This window comes from Pseudomonas sp. 4CAES_32.4, from assembly GCF_058136335.1.
Map to the genome: position 1 here is coordinate 181173 of NZ_CM176882.1, position 21713 is coordinate 202885.

The window sequence follows — 21713 nt, forward strand, 5'->3', positions numbered from 1 at the left end:
GAAAAAACCGGCCTAAGCCGGTTTCTTCACCCCAACTGCCAGCGAACTGAATCGCTACGTACGGGGTTGAGTAAGGCAATCCTAGATTGAGTGCGTCATGCAGGTCAATCACCAAATAATTGCGGGCTCACTCCACTGGTTTATTTCCAGCACCGGCTTGCCAGTTTTGGCTACCAATGCCGACTAGGGTCAAGCCATTTAAGGGCGCCAATATTAGAAGTTGTTGCAGAAAGAGGTACATTCGGCCCGCGTTTACTTCCATAGGTAGCCTGTCTATCGCCTTTTTCGCAATGCGCTATCGGTAGCATTCCTAACTCGTGTAGGAAGGCGGAGCGTGCCTACATCTCTTAAACGGTCATTGAGCGGCTGTCTCTTTTGAAACATTACATTTCCGAAGAGTGATGGCCTTTCGCTTGACGCTAATCCCCGCTGTCGTAGACTCCGCACATCCGTCAGGGAGTAGCGGTTATGCAGCGTTTTCGTGGTTGGGTTGTCGGATTGACCTTAGTTACGTGTGCAGTTCAGGCGCAAACGCCCGGGCCAGACTATCCGCTGCTGGATAATCCGGGGACGGCGGCGGCCACCGTGAGCAGTGAGGCGCGCGGGGTGTTGCGGGCGCGTGATCAGGCGACGCTGGCCAGTGAGCTTTCCGGGCGGATTGTCGAGTTGCCGTTCAGCGAGGGCGAGTCGTTCAAGAAGGGCGATACGCTGGCGAAGTTCGATTGTTCGGCCTATCAGGCGCAACTCAATGCCGCGCAGGCGGCCAGTCGTGGTGCCGGTGAAGAGCTGGCGCACAACAAGCAGTTGGCTGCACTCAATTCCGTCGGGCGTTTCGAAGTGGCGAGGGCCGAGGCCAAGGTCAGCGAAACCCAGGCGCAATCTCAGGTGTATCAGGTGCAGGTCAAACGCTGCAGCGTGATCGCACCGTTCGACGGGCAAGTGGTCGAACGCAAAGTGCAGCGCTATGAAAGCGTGCCGGCCGGCGCACCACTGCTTGATGTCGTCGATAACCGTACCCTCGAAATTCATTTGCTGGTGCCGTCACGCTGGATGGCCAGGCTCAAACCTGGCCAGACCTTCAGCTTCGTTCCCGATGAAACCGGCCAGCCGATCGATGCCACGGTCAAGCGCCTGGGCGCGCGAATCGATGAGGGCAGTCAGACCCTGTTGCTGGTCGCCACACTTCCCGACGCCAAAGGCTTGCTGGCCGGCATGAGCGGCACGGCACGTTTCCCGGAGCTTAAGTGAACGCCCCGGTGAGCGGCGGCGCCGAGCAGGTATTCGCCAGGTTTCTTGACCTTGAACGCCAGACCCGCGCTGCCCGCGACGCCTCGCAACTGGCCTACAGCCTGGTCAACGATGGCCAGGCGCTGTTCGGCTTTCGTCATGCGGCGTTGTTGATTGCCGGCAAGGTGCAGGCGGTCACCGGGGTCAGTGCGGTGGAGCCCAACGCGCCGTTCGTGGCCTTCGTCGAGCAGGCCGTGGCGCAGTTGTTCAAGCAGGGTGTGCTGCAGCAGGCACGGGTGATTGCCCCGGAATTGCTGAACGACAGCATCCAGGCTGACTGGCGCACGCTGTCGGCGGCGCAGGTGTTTTGGCTGCCACTGATTGATCGCGACACGCAAGTGTTTGGCGGCTTGTGGCTGGCGCGCGATGTGCCGTGGAATCCTTCCGAACAAGTCTTGCTGTCGCAGCTCGGTGACACCTACAGCCATGCCTGGCTGGCGCTGCAACCGCGCAAACCGTGGCGGCTGCGCTGGACCCGTAAGCGTCAGGTGGCGTTGGTCGCGGTGCTGTTGCTCGGACTGTTGCTTCCGGTGCGTCAATCAGTGCTGGCCCCGGCCGAAGTGGTGCCGCTGGGTGGTCGCGTGGTGGCGGCGCCGCTGGACGGAGTGATCGCCGATTTTCTGGTCAAACCCAATCAGACGGTGAAAACCGGCGATGTGCTGGTGCGTTTCGAAAGCACCACGCTGAAGGCGCAGGCCGATGTTGCTGAACGTGCGCTGGGAGTGGCCGAAGCTGAATTGAAATCCAATTCCCAGCGTTCGTTTGCCGACGCCGAATCGAGCTCAAAAGTTGACTTGCTTGCCGCCCGCGTCGAGCAGAAGCGCGCGGAACGTGACTACGCCCGCGAACTGTTGAATCGCAGCGAAGTGCGCGCCGAGCGTGACGGCATTGCGGTGTTCGCCGACGCCGAACGCTTGACCGGCAAACCGGTACAGACCGGCGAACGCCTCATGGAAATTGCCGATCCGAACCAGGCTGAATTGCGCATCGAACTGGCGGTGGGTGATGCAATCTCGCTGGAGCCCGGCGCTGAAGTGGCGCTGTTTCTTGATAGCGATCCGTTGAAACGCCATCTCGCCACACTGGAGCGCTCGGCATACGAGGCGCAGCCGACGGCGGGCGGTCAACTGGCCTATCGGCTCGACGCCAATTTTACCGAGCCGCCGCCACGCATCGGCCTGCGTGGCACGGCGAAAATCTTCGGCGACCGTGCGCCGCTGGCGCTGTACTTGTTGCGTCGGCCGCTGGCCGGTTTGCGTCAGAGCGTAGGCCTCTAGATGAATCTGCCGAGCCTGCGTGCCGACCTGCAACTGTCGTCCGCGGCGCCGGCATTGGACGGTTCGCCGCGCTGGACCCTCGCCGACCCTGTGCGCGGCCGTTACTTCAAGCTCGGCGCGGCGGCGATGCGTCTGCTGCGGCATTGGTCGCTGGGTGACGCCGAGCAAGTCTTGCGCGCCGCCAATCGTGAGCCGGGCTTGCCGCTGGACGGCACGGAGCTTGAACAGTTGCTGGAATTTCTTCGCGGCCACGATTTGATCTCTGCGCTCGACGATCAACAGCGCGCCAGCTACCGCCTCAAGGCCTTGGCGCAGAAGCAAAGCCTGTGGCAAATCCTCCTGCATCAATACCTGTTTTTCCGCATTCCGCTGTGGCGCCCGGACGCATTTCTCAATCGCGCGTGGCCGTGGCTTGCGCGCTTCGGTCCGCGCCTGCTGCGCTACGGATTACCGGCGACGCTGGTGTTGGGTGTGTTTCTGGTCTCGCGCGACTGGCAGCGTTTTGTCGGCACTTTTCCGCACTTGTTCAGCCTCGGCGGGGCAATGGCATTTGGCGTGGCGTTGTTCTTTGCCAAGCTCTGTCACGAATTCGGCCACGCGTTCATGGCCAAGCGCGCCGGGTGTCGAGTGCAGAGCATGGGAGTGGCGTTCATGGTTTTGCTGCCGATGTTCTATACCGATGTCAGCGACGCCTGGCGGGTCAATGACCGCCGCGCGCGGTTGCTGATCGGTGCCGGCGGTGTGCTCGCGGAATTGCTGTTGGCGTGTATCGCGTTGCTGGCGTGGTCGTTGTTGCCGGATGGGCCGGGACGCACGGCGGCGTTCATGCTCGCCAGCGCCACGTGGATCACGACGCTGGTGGTCAATCTCAATCCGTTCATGCGCTTTGATGGTTACTTTCTGATCAGCGACTTCTGGGAAGTCGACAACTTGCAGGGGCGCGCGTTTGCCTTGTGTCGCTGGCGCCTGCGGGAGTTTTTGTTTGGTTACGGCGCCCCGGCGCCGGAGCCGTGGTCGCCGAAGATGCAACGGCGTTTGCTGATCTGGGGGTATGGCTCGTGGTTATGGCGTGCGGCTTTGTTTTTCGGGATCGCGCTGGCGGTCTATCACCTGTTCTTCAAGGTATTGGGGATCTTCCTGATGCTGGTGGAACTGGTGTGGTTCATTTTTCTGCCGATCATGCGTGAGTGGCGCCAGTGGTGGAGCCGCCGTGAGCAGGCGCACGGCCCGCGCGTGCTGCTCAGTGCGTTGGCGCTGCTCGGGCTGTTGCTGGTGCTGATCGTGCCGTGGCGCAGTTCGGTGGAGTTGCCGACCATGCTCGAGGCCGGGCGCGCCAGTGTCCTGCATGCGCCGACGGCGGCAAGGGTCAAAGCGGTAAACGTAAAGGACGGACAAGAAGTCGCTCAGGGCGATGTACTGATTGAACTGCAATCCCCGGATCTCGAATCGCGGCTAGCCATCGTGCGCCGGGAAATCCAGATTCAGCAGCTATTGATGCGTCGTCAGGCCAGCCGCAGCGAAACCGCCGCCGATGCCGGCATTGTCGAGCAGCGTCTGGCGGAAGCGGTCGCCGAATACCGTGGCCTGAGCGCCCAGCGAGAACGCCTGCAACTGCGCGCGCTGCATGCAGGCCGCGTGCGCGATCTGCTACCGAACATGAGCGCCGGACGCTGGTTGTCGAGCCATGATCCGCTGGCCCGGGTGGTCGAGGACGGCGTGCGGCTGCGCGGCTATCTGGCGGAAGCCGAGCTGTGGCGAGTCAAAACCGGCGCCAGTGGCCGCTTCATCGCCGACGATCCGATGCACCCGGCGCTTGCCGTGCGACTGAATGAAATCGACACCAACGGCGTGGCCTATGTCGATCAGGAGGCACTGACCTCCGATCACCACGGGCCGATTGCCGTACGCCGCGATCAGCAGCAGCGGGCGGAGCCGGTGCAGGCGCAATATGGCGCGCGCTTGAGTGCGCTGGATGACGCCTCGACACCCGTGCAACCGCTGCGCGGCGTGGTGGTTGTGCAGGGCAGCGGCGAATCGTTGCTCGGTGTGGCATGGCGCCGGTTGGCCGCGCTGGGGGTCAGGGAAAGCGGTTTCTAACGGAGAGCACGATGGCGGACAACGCAGCAATGATGGCAAACGGTTTGGTGGTGCGACCTTCTCGGGCAACGGATGGGCCGTTTCTGCACAACCTGTATCAGACGGCGCGCCCGGACTTGCAGTTGATAGACGGCGAACAGGAACTGGTGCAACAAATCGTCGCCCAGCAATTTCAGGTGCAGGAACTGGGCATGGGCGAGAGCCACCCAAATGCCATGCACTACGTGGTCGAGAAACTTGGCACGGCCATCGGTGCGCTGAGCACCGACTTCGGCCCCAACGAAATTCGTCTGTTGTATCTCGCCTTCATCCCGCAGGCGCAGGGCAAGGGTTATGGCCGCGAGGTGCTGCTGGGCGTGCAAAAAGCCGCGCAACAGATTCGCTGCCCGGTGGCTACGGTGGTCTGGACCAACAATCCCCATGCGCGCCGGCATTACCTGGCGCTGGGGTTTACGGTTGAAGAAAGCAACCCGGCGGCGGAACGGCTGGTGTGGTATCCCGCCTGAAATGATGTGGAACCCTGTGGGAGCGGGCCCGATCGCTCCCACATGGGTTGATGTCGGTTCAGTTGAACACGATGTGGAAATAACCCAGCACCGGATCCCGCCCCATCGGCGGCACCCGCGATACGAAGATGCCGTCCACCCGACCCAGCTCCGGCAACTCCAGCGCACACAATCCATCGACAAATTCCGTCGGTTCCAGGCTGCTCAATTCAACGCTGAACGGCGTGCGTTCGCTGTAGCGCATTTTCGCCAGGGGCTTTTCTTCGAGTTGACCGATGTGGATTTGCAGCGCACTGCCATCGGGCAGATGCAGGGTGCCGACCCGGCCCTGAAGGGCCTCGAAATGTCGGCTTTGAACCGCTTGCAGCATGGTTGTTACTCCAGCAAGGAGGGGAGCCGGAGGAATGTGATCCCTCCGGTCGTCAGTTAATTGCGTGACGGGAAGATGCCTTCCAGTGCGATGCTGAAGTTGAGCACCAGATAAGGGTTCATGATCGGCAGTGGCAGGCCGTTGCCGGTGGGCGTGATGGTCCCGCTGATGCTGGTCGCAGCGCCTTTGAGGGGAACAGGCGAAGCACCCTGGGCATCGGAGAAGATATTGGCCAGCCCCGGCCCTGTACCTGAAGCACCGATATAGGCATTGGTAGCCGTTGGCGCGCCTGCCGGATTGCTCGCCGGATTGGCCAGTTGCACGGTGGTGGTGGCGGTGAGACCAGCGAGGGTGTGGGTGTGGTTTGGCAAGTTGTTGATGGTAGCGGTGACTTGCTCGGTGCCGGAGACTTCCCCCATGACCCGTAGCGTAAGGCCGGGGCCACTCCCCTGACAGACCGGCAAACGGCTCTGCAGGTTGGGCAGCCCGAAAGTCTGCTGGCCGTTACCGCCGTACACTGTCCCCAACAACGAAAAAAGCGCCTGATTCTGATTGATTCCGATGATCTGACCGTTGCACAGCGCCCATCCTCTAGGGGCAAAGTTGAAGGCAAACATCTGAACATTACCCAAGAAAACTTCCATAAAATCCTCATCCCTTCTGATTGGTTATCGGCGGGCCATCGTTGGTGTCCGGGCTGCTGATGTTGCCTTGGCACTCCGTGGCCAGTTCACGCCACGCCGAAGCGTAGACGCGGATTGGCAAGGTTGCCGGATGTCGTGAAGTCGCAAATCGGCATCGACGATTCTTGCGCGGCTGACCTAGAGTGACTGGCAGGCTCGGGCTCATGAGGCGTGGTGTTTTGGCACGGCAAGAGGAAACAATGGCGCTCAACAGAGTTACGCCGATGGGCGACACCCAGGATCCACACGCGACGCCGGGTTCGTGGTTTGGCGGCTTGCGTCTGATCCGTTGGGCAAGGGAGCACTGGCTACTGCCGATTCTGTTGTTGGCGACGGCTGTACGGTTCTACGATCTGACTGCCGCCGCCATCTGGGGTGATGAAGGCTCGAGTTTGTTGCTGGCGCGCTATTCGCTGGAGGAAATCTGGAATCACGCCGCCTTCGATGTGCATCCGCCGCTGTATTTCATGTTGCTGCACGGCTGGATCGAACTGTTCGGCGACGGCATTTTTGCCCTGCGCGGTCTTAGTGCGCTAGCGGGAATTGCGGCAGTTGGCGTTGGCATCTGGCTGGTGGATCGATTGGCCACGCGCCGCGCCGCGATCATCACTGGTCTGCTGCTGGCGCTGTTGCCAACGGCGGTGCGCTACAGCCAGGAAGTCCGCATGTATGCGCTGCTCGGTTTGTTGCTGCTCGCCGCGACGCTGGCGCTGGTCTACTGGATTCGCCGCCCGCAACGCCATCGCTATCTGGTGGTTTATGCGCTGCTGATGAGCGCGGCGCTCTATACCCACTACTTCGCCGTGCTGGCAGCGCTGTGTCACTGGACTTATCTGGGGCTGATTCGTATCCAGCGTGGCTATCGCTTGCGGCATGTCCAGCGCCCGGGCTGGTGGCTGGCGAACCTGGCCATTGCCGCGCTGTACCTGCCCTGGCTGCCGAAGCTGTTCAATCTGATGCAACACATGGAGCAACTCAAGGTCGGCGGAGATGTCGGCTGGGAAGATCCGGTGACGCTGGCCTCGCTGCCTTCGATGCTGTGGACGTGGCTGTTGCAGGACGATGGCGAACATTTGCCGTGGGTGGTGTTCGGCGCCATGCCACTGGCACTGTTAGTGCTGGGAACGGTGGCGGTGATGCGTGATCGCAGTGTGTCGCGCGGCAGTGTACTGCTCGCGCTGTACACCGGACTACCACTGCTGCTGGTGTTTGCGGTGTCGTTCATCACGCCCGTGTTCATCGAGCGTTACTTGACCGCGTATGCGATGGGGCTGCCGATGCTCGCGGCACTGGCCATCGACCGCTTGTACAGCCGTGTTCGGCTACTGGCGCTGGCGGTGCTGGTGTCGCTGGTCGGCGTCGAACTGGCCGGCTTGAACAACAACGCCATGGTCGACAGCAACGACCAGCTCGACCACGTGGTGGATTACGTCAACCAGCACTTCCAGACCGGTGACCGCATCGTCACCAGCGACATGCTCTGGTATTTGAGCTACGTCTACTACGATCGCACCGGCACACACATACGCCTGTTCACGCCGCCTGCTGCAGAAGGGCGCTCGACCCGTCCGAACGAGTATGGATTTGGCGCATTGGTCAGCGAAGACGTGTATCTCGACAGCCTTGGCGAACTGGCGGGCAATCAGCGGGTGTGGCTGGTCGGAACGCTCGACGATCCGGCGGAATTCTTGCCTTTGCCGGTGACGTGGAAGGTCAGCGCAGAATTTCATGCCGGGGGTGAACAGGCGCGATTACTTGTGCCGGCTTCATCGGTCCAATGAGTGTTGAGATGACTAAATCGATTCATCTTCAATTTCGCGATAAAAAACTACCAAGCTAGTTCTTTTTGCTCTGAGTGATATCAAAACACTACTAGGCGCAAGGGCTGCCGTTGAACTACGCTTTGCCGGACAAAAGGACTTCGATTACGGTGAAGGGATTGCAGCAGTTCCACTTTATCTCCGGTTTGCCGCGCTCAGGCTCGACCCTGCTTTCTGCGATTCTGCTGCAGAACCCGCGCTTTCATGCCGGCATGACCAGCCCGGTCGGTTCGCTGTTTTCCAGCGTCCTTGAACAATGCAGTGCCGGCAGCGAATACGGCGCGGTGATCGACACCGCCATGCGCCGCCGTCTGTTGCGGGGCTTGTTCGAATCTTTCTACGCCGACAAAGCCGACAAGCCTGTGGTGTTCGACACCAACCGGCAGTGGAGCTCGCGCCTGCCTGCGCTCAACGACCTGTTTCCCCAGGCTAAAGTCATCGCCTGCGTGCGCAATGTGGCGTGGGTGATGGACAGCCTCGAGCGGCTGTACCGCGCCAATCCTTACGAAAACACCAAACTGTTCGCCGATACCGCTGAACGAAATACCGTCTACAGCCGTTGCGAAACCCTCGCCCAGCGCAACCGTCTGGTCGGTTTTGCCTGGGCGGCGCTCAAGGAAGCCTATTACGGCGAGCACGCCGATTCCTTGCTGATCGTCGACTACGACCTGCTGACCCAAGCCCCGGAACGGGTACTGCGGCTGGTTTACGCCTTTATCGGCGAACCATGGTTCGAGCACGACTTCGAACATCTGGCCTATGACGCGCCGGAGTTCGACCAAAGCCTTGGCCTGGCTGGCCTGCACAAGGTCAAACCGAAGGTGGTCTTGCAGTCCCGCCGGACGATTCTGCCGCCCGACCTGTTCAAGCAATACGCCGATTTGTCCTTTTGGCTCGATGGTTCTGCCAGCGCCGCCAATGTCATTCGTATGAAGTCCGACGCCGCGATCAACTGATCGCGGCGTTTTTCATTGATGCCTTACGTACTTACGTTCGAGTTCGGGTGAGCAACATGTGGTGGTCTCTTTTTGGCGGTGCGAAGGTCAAGTCACGGACAACCGAAGGTCAGCGCTCGCTGGCATCGCCGATGATCATGTCGCTGGAGCCGCGCATGTTGTTCGACGGCGCGGTCGCCGCCACTGTCGCCGATACTGCCGCGCAGGCAGACAGCCATGCACCGACCGCTGCCGATGCGGCCAAGGCGCCCACGGCCGATCACCCGGTCGCGAGCAAAGACACCCACGGCCAGGCTGACGCCGCCCCCGCCGCCAGTCCTGTTGCCGTACCGGGCCAGAGCGTGGTCTTCGTCGACTCACGAGTGAAGGATGCTGACGCCCTGCTGCAAGGGATCGCGCCCGGCACGCAAGTGGTCAAGCTCGACGCTACCAAGGACGGCCTGCAGCAGATCGCCGATTACCTTGATCAACATCACGGCGTCAGTTCGGTGCAGATCATTGCCCACGGCAATGCCGGTGATTTGTGGCTGGGCAACAGCTATCTGTCCGCCGACAACGTCGCGCAACGCAGCGCGATTCTCGGCGAAATCGGCAAGGACATGAACGTCGGCGGCGACATCCTGATCTACGGTTGCTATACCGCCGAGGGCGATCGCGGCTTGAGTTTCGTCGACTCGCTGGCGCAGTTGACCGGGCGTGACGTGGCGGCATCGAACAACCGCACCGGCGTGGGTGGCGACTGGGATCTGGAGATCGCCACCGGCACCATCGAAAGCGCCAACGTGCTGTCGAGCAAAGCCATGAGCGAGTACCAGTGGGGCCTGGCCACCTGGACGGCGACCAACAACCTCAACTCGGGTGTCGGCTCGCTGCGCGCGGCGCTGGCTTCGGCGCAGAACGGCGACATCGTCACGTTCAGTTCCGGCATGACCATTCAGCTCACCTCTGAATTGCTGATCAACAAGAGCATCACCGTCGATGGCGACCTGAACAACGACGGCGTCGCCGACGTGACCCTCGACGGTCAATACAAGACTCGCGTGGTGGAAGTGACCTCCGGCAACACCGTGACCCTCGACGGGCTGGTGATCACCAAAGGCCTGGTGGCGGGCAACGGTGGTAATGGTGGCTCAGCCGCTGCGGGGGCCATGGGCGGCGGCATTTTCAACGCCGGGACTCTGACCCTGAACAACGTGACGGTGACCGCGAACGCCGCTTCCGGCGGTGGTGGTGGCGGTGGTGTGACCGGCGGTTATGTCGGCGGTGGCGGTGGCGGCGGTGCGGGTATCGGTGGCCAGACCGGTGGCCATGGCGGTACTTCTGGCCCGGGCACCGGCACCTATGCCGGCGGCGCGGGCGGTGCCAATGCCGGTGGTTATGGCGGTGGTTACAGCCCGACCGACATGGGTGGCCGCGGCGGCAGCAGCACCGGTGGCGTCGGCGGCAACGGCGGCAGCGCCGGTGCCGGTTACAGTCATGGCGGCAATGGTGGGTCGGCGACCAATGGCAGCCTTTCCATTGGCGGCGGCGGTGGCGGTTCCGGCTGGGACAAAGTCGGTGGCGTCGGCGGCAACGCGGCCGGCGGTATCTACAACGCTTCGAGCGGCACCCTGAAAGTCATCGGCACCTCGGTCATCAGCAACAACATTGCTGCCGGCGGCGGCGGTGGTGGTGGCGGTGGTGTCGGCAGCAACGGTGCCGATGGCGGTGCCGGCGGTCGCGGCGTCGGGGCGATCTGGAACAATGGCGGCGTGGTGCTGATCACCGCGAGCAACTTTGCCGCGATCAGCGGCAACGGCGCCGCCAGCGGTGGCGGTGGGCTTTCCAACGGTGGTTCGACCGGCACGACGCCGAGCGCACTGGTGGGGATCTACAACAACGGCGGTACGCTCAACACCGCTTACGTGGAACCACCCACAGCCACCGTCGTGGTCGCCGATACCGCGCTGAGAATTGGCGAAACCTCGCTGGTGACCATCACCTTCAGTCGTGCGGTCAGCGGTTTCACCAACGCCGACCTGACCATTGTCAACGGCACACTGACCAATGTGTCGAGCGCCGACGGCGGTATCACCTGGACGGCAACCTTTACGCCGACCAACAACATTACCGACACCACCAACCTCATCACCCTCGACAACACCGGGGTGACGGCGGTCTCCGACAGCGTGGCTGGCGTCGGCACCACCAATTCCAACAATTACGCGATCGATACCCAACGTCCGACCGCAACCATCGTGATGGCAGACACTGCCCTGAAAATCGGCGACACCTCGCTGGTGACCATCACGTTCAGCGAGGCGGTGAGCGGTTTCACCAACGCCGACCTGACCATTGCCAACGGTACGCTGACCAACGTCAGCAGCGCTGACGGCGGCATCACCTGGACGGCGACGTTCACCCCGAACGCGAGCATTACCGATGCCACCAACCTGATTACCCTGGACAACACCGGGGTGGCGGATCTGGCCGGCAACGCCGGCAGTGGCACCACCGATTCGGCCAATTATGTGGTCGACACCGTACGACCGACAGCGACCATTGTCGTTGCCGACACCAATCTGGCGGTAGGCGAAACCTCTGTGGTGACCATCACCTTCAGCGAAGCGGTGAGCGGCTTCACCGCCGCCGACCTGACGGTGGCCAACGGCACCTTGACCGGACTGAGCAGCAGCGACGGCGGCATCACCTGGACCGCCACGCTGACGCCAACCACGAGCGTCACCGACGCGACCAACCTGATCACTCTGGACAATACCGGGGTCAATGACCTGTCCGGCAATGCCGGCACTGGCAGCACCAACTCCAACAACTACGCGATCGACACCGCACGGCCGACGGCGACCATCGTGGTCGCCGACAACGCGCTGAAAATCGGTGAAACCTCGCTGGTGACGATTACTTTCAGTGAAGCGGTCAGCGGCTTCACCAACGCCGATCTGAGCATTGCCAACGGCACGTTGAGCGCAGTCAGCAGCGCGGATGGCGGCATCACCTGGACGGCGACGTTCACCCCGACCAGCAGCCTCACCGACGCCACCAACCTGATCACCCTGAATAACAGCGGGGTCGCGGATCTGGCGGGCAATGCCGGCAGCGGCACCACTGATTCCAACAATTACGCGATCGACACCGTGCGCCCGACCGCCACCGTGGTGTTCACGCAAAGCACCTTGAAAATCGGCGACACCTCGCTGGTGACCATCACCTTCAGCGAAGCGGTCAGCGGTTTTACCAATGCCGACCTGACCATCGCCAACGGCTCCCTGACGGCGGTCAGCAGCGCGGACGGCGGCATCACCTGGACGGCAACGTTCACACCGAGCGCGAACATCACCGACGCCACCAACCTGGTGACACTGGACAACACCGGCGTCGCCGACCTCGCCGGCAATGCCGGCAGTGGCACCACCGATTCGAACAACTACAGCATCGACACCCAGCGGCCGACCGCGACCATCGTGATCGCCGATCCCGCGCTGAGCGCCGGCGAAACGACACTGGTGACCATTACCTTCAGCGAAGCCGTCAGTGGTTTCACCAACGCCGACCTGACCGTCCCCAATGGCACGCTCACGGCGGTCAGCAGCGCCGATGGCGGCATCACCTGGACGGCCACTTTCACGCCGACCGGCGGGATCAACGACACCAGCAACATCATCACCCTGGCCAACACCGGTATCGCTGACCTGGCCGGGAACGCCGGCACGGGCACGACCAACTCCGGCAACTTCACCATTAACACCGTGGCGCCCACCGCGACCATCGTCGTCGCGGACAACAGCCTGACCATCGGCGAAACGTCGCTGGTGACCATTACCTTCAGCGAAGCCGTCACCGGTTTCAACAACGCCGACCTGACGATTGCCAACGGCACGCTGTCGGCGGTGAGCAGCAGCGACGGCGGTATCACCTGGACGGCGACCTTCACGCCAACCAGCAACATCACCGACGCCTCCAACCTGATCAGCCTCGACAATAGCGGCGTGCAAAACGCCTCCGGCAACGCGGGCAATGGCACCACCAACTCCAACAACTACGCCATCGACACCCAACGCCCGACCGCCACCGTGGTGCTCGCCGATTCAGCGCTGGGCGTCGGCCAAACCACTATCGTGACCATCACCTTCAGCGAGGCCGTCAGCGGTTTGACCCTGGCCGACCTGACTGTGGCCAACGGCACGCTCTCCGGGCTGAGCACCTCGGACAACATCACTTACACGGCGACGTTCACTCCATCGGCGGGCATCACCGACACCAGCAACATCATCACCCTGGACAACACCGGCATCACTGACATCGCGGGCAATTCCGGCAGCGGCACCACCGATTCCGCCAACTACGTGATCGACAGTCAGCGCCCGACCGCCACCATCGTCATCAGTGATACCGATCTGCGTCCCGGTGAAACCGCGCTCGTCACCATTACTTTCAGTGAGGCGGTCAGCGGCTTCGACAACAGCGACCTGAGCGTTGCGAACGGTACGCTGAGCAATGTCTCGTCGAGCGACGGCGGCATCACTTGGACAGCCACCTTCACGCCGACCATCGGCGTCAGCGATGCCACCAACCTGATCGTGCTGAACAACGCTGGCATCAGCGATCTGGCGGGCAATGCCGGCATCGGCATCACCAACTCGGCCAACTACGCGGTGCAGACCGAAGTGCCGACGGCGACCATCGTCGTCGCGGATACCGCGCTCAAGGCCGGCGAAACCTCGACGGTGACCATCACCTTCAGCGAGGCTGTCAGCGGTTTCACCAATGCGGACCTGACCATCGCCAATGGCACCCTGAGTAACGTCGCCTCCAGTGACGGCGGCATCACCTGGACAGCGACGTTCACGCCGACCGCCAACATCACCGACACCAGCAACCTGATCACCCTCGACAACAGTGGCGTGACCAACGCCTCTGGCAACAGCGGCGTCGGCACCACCGCTTCGAACAATTTCGCCATCGACACGGCGCTGCCGACCGCGACCATCGTGGTCGCCGACAATCGCCTGGGCATCGGTGCAACCACCACGGTGACCATCACTTTCAGTGAAGCGGTCAGCGGTTTTGATTTGTCGGACATCAGCGTCGCCAACGGCACGCTGTCGAACCTGGCCAGCAGCGATGGCGGCATCACCTGGACCGCCACGCTGACACCGACGGCCAACGTCAACGACACGACCAACCTGATGATCGTCGACACGGCCGGTGTGCAGGATCTGGCCGGCAACCTCGGCGCGAGCATTGCGATTTCCAATAACTACGCGCTCGACGCGACCCGGCCGACGGTGAATATCGTGGTCGCCAATCCCCACTTGGGCATCGGCCAGACCACCACGGTGACGTTCACCTTCAGCGAGGCGGTGAGCAACTTCGACCTGTCCGACCTGAGCGTGACCAATGGCGATTTGAGCAATCTGAGCAGCAGCGATGGCGGCAAGACCTGGACCGCGACGTTCACGCCGACCGCCAATGTCAGCGATCCGAGCAACTTCATTGCGCTCGACACCAGCAATGTCACCGATCTGGCCGGCAACGTCGGCAGCACAGTGGCGGTGTCGAACAACTACGCGCTCGACAGCGAGCGGCCGAGTGCGACGGTCGTCATTGCCAACCCGAACATCGGCCTCGGCCAGACGTCGCTGGTGACCATTACGTTCAATGAAGCGGTCAGCGGGTTTGATCTGGCGGACATCAATGTCGGCAACGGCACCTTGTCCAACCTGAGCAGCAGCGACGGCGGCAAAACCTGGACCGCCACTCTGACGCCGAACGCCAACGTCAACAGCTCAAGCAATGCGATCAGCGTCAACAGTGCCGGAGTCAGTGATGCGTCCGGCAACAGCGGCAGCGGTGTCAGCAGTTCCAACAACTACGCGATCAATACAGTGCCGGTGGTCGTGCCGCCCACCGTGCCAACTGTGCCGACCAGTGTCGTGATCCCGGATCCGTTGGTTCGCAGCAGCGACCCGGTGGTGCCGGCACCGCCATCAAACGTGCCGCTGCAACCGTTCATCTTCACTCCGCCAACCGGCGAACTCGGTTCACCGCTGACCTTTGCGCCGCTGTTTGAACAACGGGTGATCGGCAATGGCATTCGTCCACTTGGCGATATTTTCATCAATCACGGTGCTCTCAGCCGCAGTTACATCGCGCAAGTGTTCAGCAGCAGTGACAGCAGCGGCGATGGCTCCGGCCACGGGTTCCTCGGTTTTGGCGGTGGTGATGGCGGCGTATTCGCCAGCAGCACACTGGCGAGCCTGTTCAGTCAGGACCGTGCTGCCGAGCGGGATGCGGTGAACGCATTCGGCAGCCAGTCGCTCAAGGCCGGTGATGTTTCTCAGGGGTTGCGCGGCGTATTCGCCGCACCGTCTCTGGTGCAGCAACTGCAAGAACTCAAAGACAGCGAGCAGCAGCGGGTTGATAGCCTGGCGGCGGCTTTGCGACAGGTCGGCATCAGCGAAATTCCGGCCTGAACACACAACTACTCAACACTGTGCGGGACCTAGGGGCGATCCAGGGATGAAAAGAAGTCAGAAGTTGTTCGGCGCCAGTCTGCTGGCGCTGGCGATCAGCGGATGTGCAGTGACCAGTGAGCCGATTGAACGCAGCGTCAGTGAACAGCGGGCCAAAAGCGACCTGCAAAGCATGTACAAGGATCAGGAGCCTCTGCGCGGTCCGCTAACCTTGCATCAAGCCATGGCCCGCGCGGTGAAATACAACCTCGAAGGCCGTTTGAAAATCATGGAGGAAGCGCTGGCCAAGCGGCAGCTCGACCTTGCCAGTTTCGACATGCTGCCGCGCATGGCGCTTGACGCCGGTTACGTCGGGCGCAACAACGTCAACGCTTCCAGCAGCCAGAGCGTACGCACTGGCACCCAGTCCTTGGAACCGTCGACCTCGCAGGATCGCGACCGTGACGTCGCCGACCTGACCATGGTCTGGAACGTTCTCGACTTTGGCGTTAGTTACATCAGCGCCAAACAGCAGGGCGACCAGCGCCTGATCGTGCAGGAACGTCGGCGCAAGGTCATCAACACCATCGTGCAAGACGTGCGCTCGGCCTATTGGCGGGCGATGGCGGCCGAGCGTCTGCTCAAGCAGATCGACAGCCTGATGGCGCGGGTCGACACGGCCCGGCGCGACAGTGAAAGCATGAGCAGTCAGCGTATCGGTGACCCGGTGCAAGCGCTCGGTTATCAACGCTCGCTGATCGAAGCCACGCGGCAACTGGAAGAGCAGCGGCGTGCTCTGTCGCTGGCGAAAACCGAATTGGCGACCCTGATCAACCTGCCGTTGGGCACCGACCTGACCCTGGCCACCGATGATGGTTATCAGGTGCCTGAACTCAAGGTCGATCTGGCCAAGCTTGAACAAGAAGCCCTGACCAGCCGCCCGGAACTGCGTGAGCAGGATTACCAGACGCGCATCAGCGCCGCCGAAACGCGCAAAGCCATGCTGCGCTTGCTGCCCGGTCTGGAGTTTTCCGCTGGCGGGCATTACGACAGCAACTCGTTCCTCGTCGAACAGGGCTGGGCCGACTATGGCGTCAAAGTCACCTGGAACCTGTTCAACGTGATCTCCGCCCCGGCGGCGATTGACGTCGCCAAGGCCGGCGAAGAAGTCGCCAGCGCCCGGCGTCAGGCGATGTCGATTGCTGTGCTGGCGCAGCTCTATGTGGCTAATGCCAACTACCAGGAAGCCAAGCGCCAGTTCAAGACCAACCAGCAGCTGTCGGACATTGACGGGCAAATCGTCGACCAGTTGCGTAACCGCCATCAAGCGGCAGGCATTGGTGAACTGGAACTGATTCAGGGTGAGTTGAACAACCTGCAAGCGGACCTGCGCCGCGATCTGTCATACGCCGATTTGCGCAATGCCTACGGTCAGATCTTCGCCAGCGCCGGCCTCGATCCGCTGCCGGATCAAGTGCAGTCGACCGAAGTGCAGTCTATCGCCACTGCGCTGGCCAATCGCGAATCGGCCTGGGCGGCGGGGAATATCTCCGTGCCCGTGGTGGCGCATGCCCCGGCGCAGTGATGTGCTGGCGCCGTGCGCCAGTGTCAGTCGCCCGCAACGCGAGGCCCGCAACGGCCATCGCGGGGCAGCGATCCTGCTGACGGGCTTGCCCGCTGCGGGCAAATCGACGTTGGCGCAGGCGCTGCACGCCACGCTGTTCGGGGGGGGCTGGCACAGTGTGGTGCTCGATGGCGACAGCTTGCGTGTGGGTCTCAATCGGGATCTGGGCTTCAGCGATGCGGATCGCCAGGAAAACATTCGCCGTGCCAGCGAACTTGCCGCGTTACTGGTGGACAACGGCCAGATCGTGATTCTGGCGATGATTGCGCCGCTGGCCGAGCTGCGCGAAGTGTTCGCCCGGCGCTTGGGTGAAGACTATCGCGAGGTCTGGTGCAGCGCCTCGCTGGCAGTGTGTGAGCAACGTGATCCGAAAGGACATTACGCGCGCGCGCGGCGCGGTGAATTGGCCGAATTTACCGGCGTTTCGGCCCCTTATGAGCCGCCTCTGCACGCGTCGTTGGAACTCGACACCGGTGCTCAACCGGTCGAAGCTTGCGTTGATCGTCTGCTGACCTGGCTCGGCGAGTGTTCAGTGTTGCCCAAAACATGACACGACCGGCCTTCGCACGGTTGCCGGTGACGGTCGATTTGCCGCTGCTGTTGCAGGCGCTGGCAGCCATTGCCGACGAGGCTTGGCGCGGTCATTTCAACACGCAGTATTTCTCGGGCGACTGGAGCGGCGTCGCACTGATTTCAGCGGCCGATGCATTGACCGAGTTGTCCCCCGGACGCGGTGAACCCCAGCAGCGCCCGCCCTGGCAGCGTGATCCTCGGTGGTCACTGGCGCTGCAGGATCTGCCGCTGCAGATCGTCAGCGCGCGCCTGCTGCGCCTGGGTCCGGGCGGGCAGATTCATGAGCATCGCGATTATGATCTTGAGGGGCCGGATGCCGATTGGCGCTTGCACATACCGCTGCTCAGCCCGCCGCAAGTCGATTTCTGCCTGGACGGGCAACGTATGCCAATGAAAGCGGGGGAATGCTGGTTTCTCGATCTCGCGCGTGCGCACCGGGTGGATAACCGCGACACCACTGCGCGGGTGCACCTGGTTCTCGATTGTCGGCCCAGTACCTGGTTGATGCAGATGATTGCCGAAGGCTTGCCGGACACGCCCGAGCCGGGTTTGCCTGATACTGCATTGCAAAGTTTTCAGCGCCGAGTGGCTGAGGATGTCCTGCTGTCTGTCGAATTGCAGAGGCTGCACGATCCGGAAGTGTTCATCAGCCGAACGCTGGCATTGGCCGCTGAACAGGGCCTGGGGTTTTCTCGCGAAGAGCTGCGCGCCGCCATGCGCAGCGGTCGCCGGCAATGGAATGACCAATGGCGTTACTGAATTTCGACGGCTGGTTGCCCATTCGTATCTGGCCGCTTGCCGGGCAGTGGCAGGTAGATTGGTGCTGGTTCGGTGACACGCCGTTGCATCAGCCGTTTTTTCGCGAAGCCGTCGATGATGCGTTGCGACTGCCGTTCAATCTGGCCTTTCGTCGCCAGACGCCGCTATCGGCGTTGAGCGAATGGCAGGCGCAGAGTCCGGGGCTCCCACCGAGTGCCTTCATTTTGCACGCCTCGCGCTGCGGCTCGACGTTGATCAGCCAGATGCTCGCACGCCTCGACGATCACATCGTGGTGTCCGAGCCGCCGCCGCTGGACGCCTTGTTGCGCAGCAATTTACCGGCCACCGAACGCCGAGCCGCCATCACCGGGTTGTTATCGGCTTACGGTCAGCGTCGACGCGGTGGTGAACAACGCCTGGTGATCAAACTTGATGCCTGGAACATCGGCGAATGGCCGTTGCTGCAGGAATGTTTTGCCGACACACCCTGGCTGTTCCTCTACCGCGAGCCACTGGAGATCGCCGTCTCTCATCTACGGCGGCCAGGCATGCACATGGTGCCGGGGATGCTGGGCGATTGCGTATTGGAGGACGGTTTACCCTTCGAAGGGCGCGAAGATTTTATAGCCCGTCGTTTGGGGCGACTGCTCGACGCGGGTCTCGTGCATTGCCGGGAGTCGGCCGGTTTGCTGGTCAATTACAGCGAATTGCCGGAGGCGATGACGGGGCGTTTGGCGAGATTCTTCCGCTTGAACGATGAACAGCAACAGCAGGTTTTTGCCGCTGCAACACAGTACGCGAAACAACCTGCGCAAACGTTCGTCGCCGATGGCGAAGAGAAACGCCGCGAGGCTTCGGCGCTGCTGGAGAGTCGAGTGCGTCATTGCACCCGAGCACCCTATGAAGCACTCGAACGCTTGCGCCAGCTCATGACTTGCCGGACAAATCCGCCATGCCCTTGAGCAACTCAATCGGCAACGGAAAAACAATCGTCGAACTCTTGTCCCCGGCAATCGAACTCAAGGTCTGCATATAGCGCAACTGCATGGCACCAGGCTGGCGACCGAGCATCTCGGCGGCCTGCATGAGTTTTTCCGAGGCCTGCAGCTCGCCCTCGGCATGGATGACTTTGGCCCGCCGTTCCCGCTCAGCCTCGGCCTGTTTGGCGATGGCGCGCACCATCGATTCATTGAGGTCGACGTGTTTGATTTCGACGTTGGCGACCTTGATGCCCCAGGCATCGGTCTGGGCGTCGAGCACTTGCTGGATATCGATGTTCAGTTGCTCGCGCTCGGCCAGCAGTTCATCGAGCTCGTGTTTGCCGAGCACCGCGCGCAGGGTGGTCTGCGCCAATTGGCTGGTGGCCGATAGAAAGTCTTCAACCTGAATGATCGCCTTCTGCGGATCCAGCACGCGGAAGTACAGCACCGCGTTGACCTTCACCGACACGTTGTCACGGGTGATCACGTCCTGTGGCGGCACGTCGAGCACTACGGTGCGCAGGTCCACGCGAACCATTTGCTGCACCACCGGAATCAGCAGGATCAGCCCGGGGCCTTTGACCTGCCAGAAGCGTCCGAGCTGGAACACCACGCCGCGTTCGTATTCGCGCAGGATGCGAAACGTCGACCCGGCGAGGGCAATCACCAACAACAGCAGCGCAACAAAACCGATTTGCAGACCCATGATCACTCTCCGAGCGGCGCCGCGTCAGTCGCGGCCACTTGCAGCAACAATCCCTTGCGACCCACCACGCGCACCGATTGCCCGGTGTGCAGGGCTGTCGCGCTGAGCACTTGCCAGCGTTCACCTTGCAATTGCACCCAGCCGTTGCGCGCGTTATCCGGTTGCACGGTGGTGATCGCGGTCACGCTGCCGAGCAGGCCGGCATCGCCACTGACGGCATGGCGCGGGCGGGTTTTCAGGGCGCGAATCACCAGCGCGAGCAACAACAGCGCGCTGATCAGACCGAGGCCAATCATCATCGGCACCGGCAATTCGGCGTTACTCAGAATCAGCGCGCCGATGACGAACATGATGATCCCGCCCAGGCCAATCACGCCGTAATTGGGCAGCGCGGCTTCAGCGATCAGAAAGACGATGCCCAAGGTGATCAGCCACAGGCCGACGGGGCTCATTGCTGGCAGCGGAGTTTCGGCAGCGAGCGCTGAGCCGCTGAGCAACAGGAGCAAGGCAAACGCACAACAACGGCTGTTCACGTGACCCTCCGCGAGCGTCATGGGCTGGTTTTATCAGTCTAGTTGAGGGTTGTACTGGTTGAATTTTGATCAGTGTGAAGATATGTCCGGCGAGCGGATTTCCCTGCATCAGATACCCGCCGAACTAGACTCCAAGGCACGGGGGAGTTGAGACCACGCACCACATCTTTGAAGGAGTTCAGCAATGGAACAACCCATTCACAGCCTGCCATCCCTGTTCAAACAACTCGGCCTGGACAACGACCCGGTCAGCATCGACCAATTCATCGCCACCCACTCCCCGCTCAAACCCGAGCTGCATTTGGCGGATGCGTTTTTCTGGACGAAGAGCCAGTCGCAGTTTTTACGGGACGAGATTCTGGATGACGCCGATTGGGCGGAGGTGGTGGATCAGTTGAATGTGATGTTGCGGAAGGGGCGGGCGGGCTAATCGCTACTTAGGCAAAGGCCAGGCCCGTGCCGTATGAACCAGCGCCATAATCCAGATCACGTCCTGATCTGACTGGTAGACAAGACGGTAGCTGGGGTGGGGAATTAATTCGCGAGTGCCAGCAATGATGCCGACCGGGCCAATTTTGGGGTTTTGGGCCAGGCGCGAAGCCGCTTCGGTGAAGCGGCGATCCATGTCGAGCGCTGCGCCTGGATTTTCCGCCTGAAGGTAATCCCAGATTTTTTCGCGATCCTGTACGGCATTTTTACTCCAGATAATCTTCATCCTTGATTTTCTACCTGCCTGCGCCTGGCGGCGAATTGCGCTTCAACTTCCTCGTTGGAAACGCCTTCACCGGCTGCCATCGATTCTCGTGCGAGGTCGACTTTTCGTTGCAGGAAGACTTCGTATTCTCGGGCTTCCTGCTGTGTGCGAACAAACTGACGCATCATTTCTCGCATGATCTGCGAGGCAGGACGATGAGATGCCTCCGCCTCCGCCATGAACTGCTCACGCAGCTCCGGTTCAAGCTTCATTGTAAAAACGGCTTGTTTTGACATCTGCAGGCTCCTTCAGAATTTTGGTAATGACGACGTATATACATCGTCAGTACGTAGGTTAATAGGCTCGAGTTTTGGCGGGCGACCAATGGAGCAATTT

18 protein-coding genes are annotated in these 21713 nt (G+C 61.6%); 12 read left to right on the top strand and 6 right to left on the bottom strand.

Annotated features, from left to right (window positions below):
* Positions 1-468 precede the first annotated feature (468 nt).
* From AC3Y64_RS00775 to AC3Y64_RS00790, 4 genes are read left to right on the top strand one after another with little or no spacing between them, the layout of a single operon-like run.
* Positions 469-1248: an efflux RND transporter periplasmic adaptor subunit gene (locus AC3Y64_RS00775; RefSeq protein ID WP_489986088.1), complete on the top strand. Its 780-nt coding sequence runs from the start codon at positions 469-471 to the stop codon at positions 1246-1248.
* On the top strand, positions 1245-2564 hold the full coding sequence (locus AC3Y64_RS00780) for an efflux RND transporter periplasmic adaptor subunit (protein ID WP_489986089.1): 1320 nt from the start codon (positions 1245-1247) through the stop codon (positions 2562-2564). Before AC3Y64_RS00775 ends, AC3Y64_RS00780 begins: the two co-directional genes overlap by 4 nt.
* Positions 2565-4661: an efflux RND transporter periplasmic adaptor subunit gene (locus AC3Y64_RS00785; protein ID WP_489986090.1), complete on the top strand. Its 2097-nt coding sequence runs from the start codon at positions 2565-2567 to the stop codon at positions 4659-4661. It abuts the gene before it with no gap.
* An 11-nt stretch (positions 4662-4672) separates the two neighbouring features.
* Positions 4673-5167 carry a GNAT family N-acetyltransferase gene (locus AC3Y64_RS00790; protein WP_489986091.1) on the top strand — a complete coding sequence of 165 codons (495 nt, stop codon included), beginning with the start codon at positions 4673-4675 and terminating at the stop codon, positions 5165-5167.
* A 58-nt stretch (positions 5168-5225) separates the two neighbouring features.
* Here AC3Y64_RS00790 and AC3Y64_RS00795 read toward each other — a convergent pair whose 3' ends face one another.
* Entirely contained in the window at positions 5226-5537 is a 312-nt protein-coding gene (locus tag AC3Y64_RS00795) for a DUF6916 family protein (RefSeq protein ID WP_489986092.1), read from the bottom strand.
* 56 nt (positions 5538-5593) lie between these two features.
* Positions 5594-6181 (bottom strand): phage tail protein, encoded by a 588-nt coding sequence (locus AC3Y64_RS00800; RefSeq protein ID WP_489986093.1) that lies wholly within the window; start codon positions 6179-6181, stop codon positions 5594-5596.
* 239 nt (positions 6182-6420) lie between these two features.
* Here AC3Y64_RS00800 and AC3Y64_RS00805 point away from each other — a divergent pair, with 239 nt between their 5' ends.
* From AC3Y64_RS00805 to AC3Y64_RS00835, 7 genes are all read left to right on the top strand, one after another.
* Entirely contained in the window at positions 6421-8001 is a 1581-nt protein-coding gene (locus tag AC3Y64_RS00805; protein WP_489986094.1) for a glycosyltransferase family 39 protein, read from the top strand.
* Positions 8002-8150: 149 nt separating this feature from the next.
* Positions 8151-8996, top strand: coding sequence for a sulfotransferase family protein (locus tag AC3Y64_RS00810; RefSeq protein ID WP_489986095.1), 846 nt, complete (start codon positions 8151-8153; stop codon positions 8994-8996).
* 56 nt (positions 8997-9052) lie between these two features.
* On the top strand, positions 9053-15469 hold the full coding sequence (locus AC3Y64_RS00815) for an Ig-like domain-containing protein (protein WP_489986096.1): 6417 nt from the start codon (positions 9053-9055) through the stop codon (positions 15467-15469).
* Positions 15470-15515: 46 nt separating this feature from the next.
* Positions 15516-17033: a TolC family protein gene (locus tag AC3Y64_RS00820; RefSeq protein WP_489986097.1), complete on the top strand. Its 1518-nt coding sequence runs from the start codon at positions 15516-15518 to the stop codon at positions 17031-17033.
* A complete protein-coding gene (gene cysC, locus AC3Y64_RS00825; protein WP_489986098.1) occupies positions 17017-17622 on the top strand; it encodes an adenylyl-sulfate kinase in 606 nt (201 codons plus the stop codon). The genes AC3Y64_RS00820 and cysC overlap by 17 nt, the downstream gene beginning before the upstream one ends.
* The gene (locus tag AC3Y64_RS00830) at positions 17619-18404 is read left to right on the top strand and encodes an aspartyl/asparaginyl beta-hydroxylase domain-containing protein (protein WP_489986099.1); all 786 of its coding nucleotides are present in this window, start codon (positions 17619-17621) and stop codon (positions 18402-18404) included. Before cysC ends, AC3Y64_RS00830 begins: the two co-directional genes overlap by 4 nt.
* A complete protein-coding gene (locus AC3Y64_RS00835) occupies positions 18392-19366 on the top strand; it encodes a sulfotransferase family protein (protein ID WP_489986100.1) in 975 nt (324 codons plus the stop codon). Before AC3Y64_RS00830 ends, AC3Y64_RS00835 begins: the two co-directional genes overlap by 13 nt.
* Here the strand turns inward: AC3Y64_RS00835 and AC3Y64_RS00840 are convergent.
* On the bottom strand, positions 19332-20090 hold the full coding sequence (locus AC3Y64_RS00840; RefSeq protein ID WP_003220464.1) for a slipin family protein: 759 nt from the start codon (positions 20088-20090) through the stop codon (positions 19332-19334). The two genes, AC3Y64_RS00835 and AC3Y64_RS00840, sit on opposite strands and share 35 nt — an antisense overlap.
* Before the next feature lie 2 nt (positions 20091-20092).
* Positions 20093-20623 (bottom strand): NfeD family protein, encoded by a 531-nt coding sequence (locus AC3Y64_RS00845; RefSeq protein WP_489986101.1) that lies wholly within the window; start codon positions 20621-20623, stop codon positions 20093-20095.
* A gap of 184 nt (positions 20624-20807) precedes the next feature.
* On the opposite strand from AC3Y64_RS00845, the gene AC3Y64_RS00850 reads away from it, so the two are divergent.
* A complete protein-coding gene (locus AC3Y64_RS00850; RefSeq protein WP_158959096.1) occupies positions 20808-21053 on the top strand; it encodes a DUF2789 domain-containing protein in 246 nt (81 codons plus the stop codon).
* Between the two features lie 3 nt (positions 21054-21056).
* Here AC3Y64_RS00850 and AC3Y64_RS00855 read toward each other — a convergent pair whose 3' ends face one another.
* Together AC3Y64_RS00855 and AC3Y64_RS00860 are read right to left on the bottom strand one after the other, a co-directional pair.
* Positions 21057-21338 carry a type II toxin-antitoxin system RelE/ParE family toxin gene (locus tag AC3Y64_RS00855; protein ID WP_489986102.1) on the bottom strand — a complete coding sequence of 94 codons (282 nt, stop codon included), beginning with the start codon at positions 21336-21338 and terminating at the stop codon, positions 21057-21059.
* Positions 21335-21613 (bottom strand): CopG family ribbon-helix-helix protein, encoded by a 279-nt coding sequence (locus tag AC3Y64_RS00860; protein ID WP_158830279.1) that lies wholly within the window; start codon positions 21611-21613, stop codon positions 21335-21337. Before AC3Y64_RS00860 ends, AC3Y64_RS00855 begins: the two co-directional genes overlap by 4 nt.
* Positions 21614-21713 lie beyond the last annotated feature (100 nt).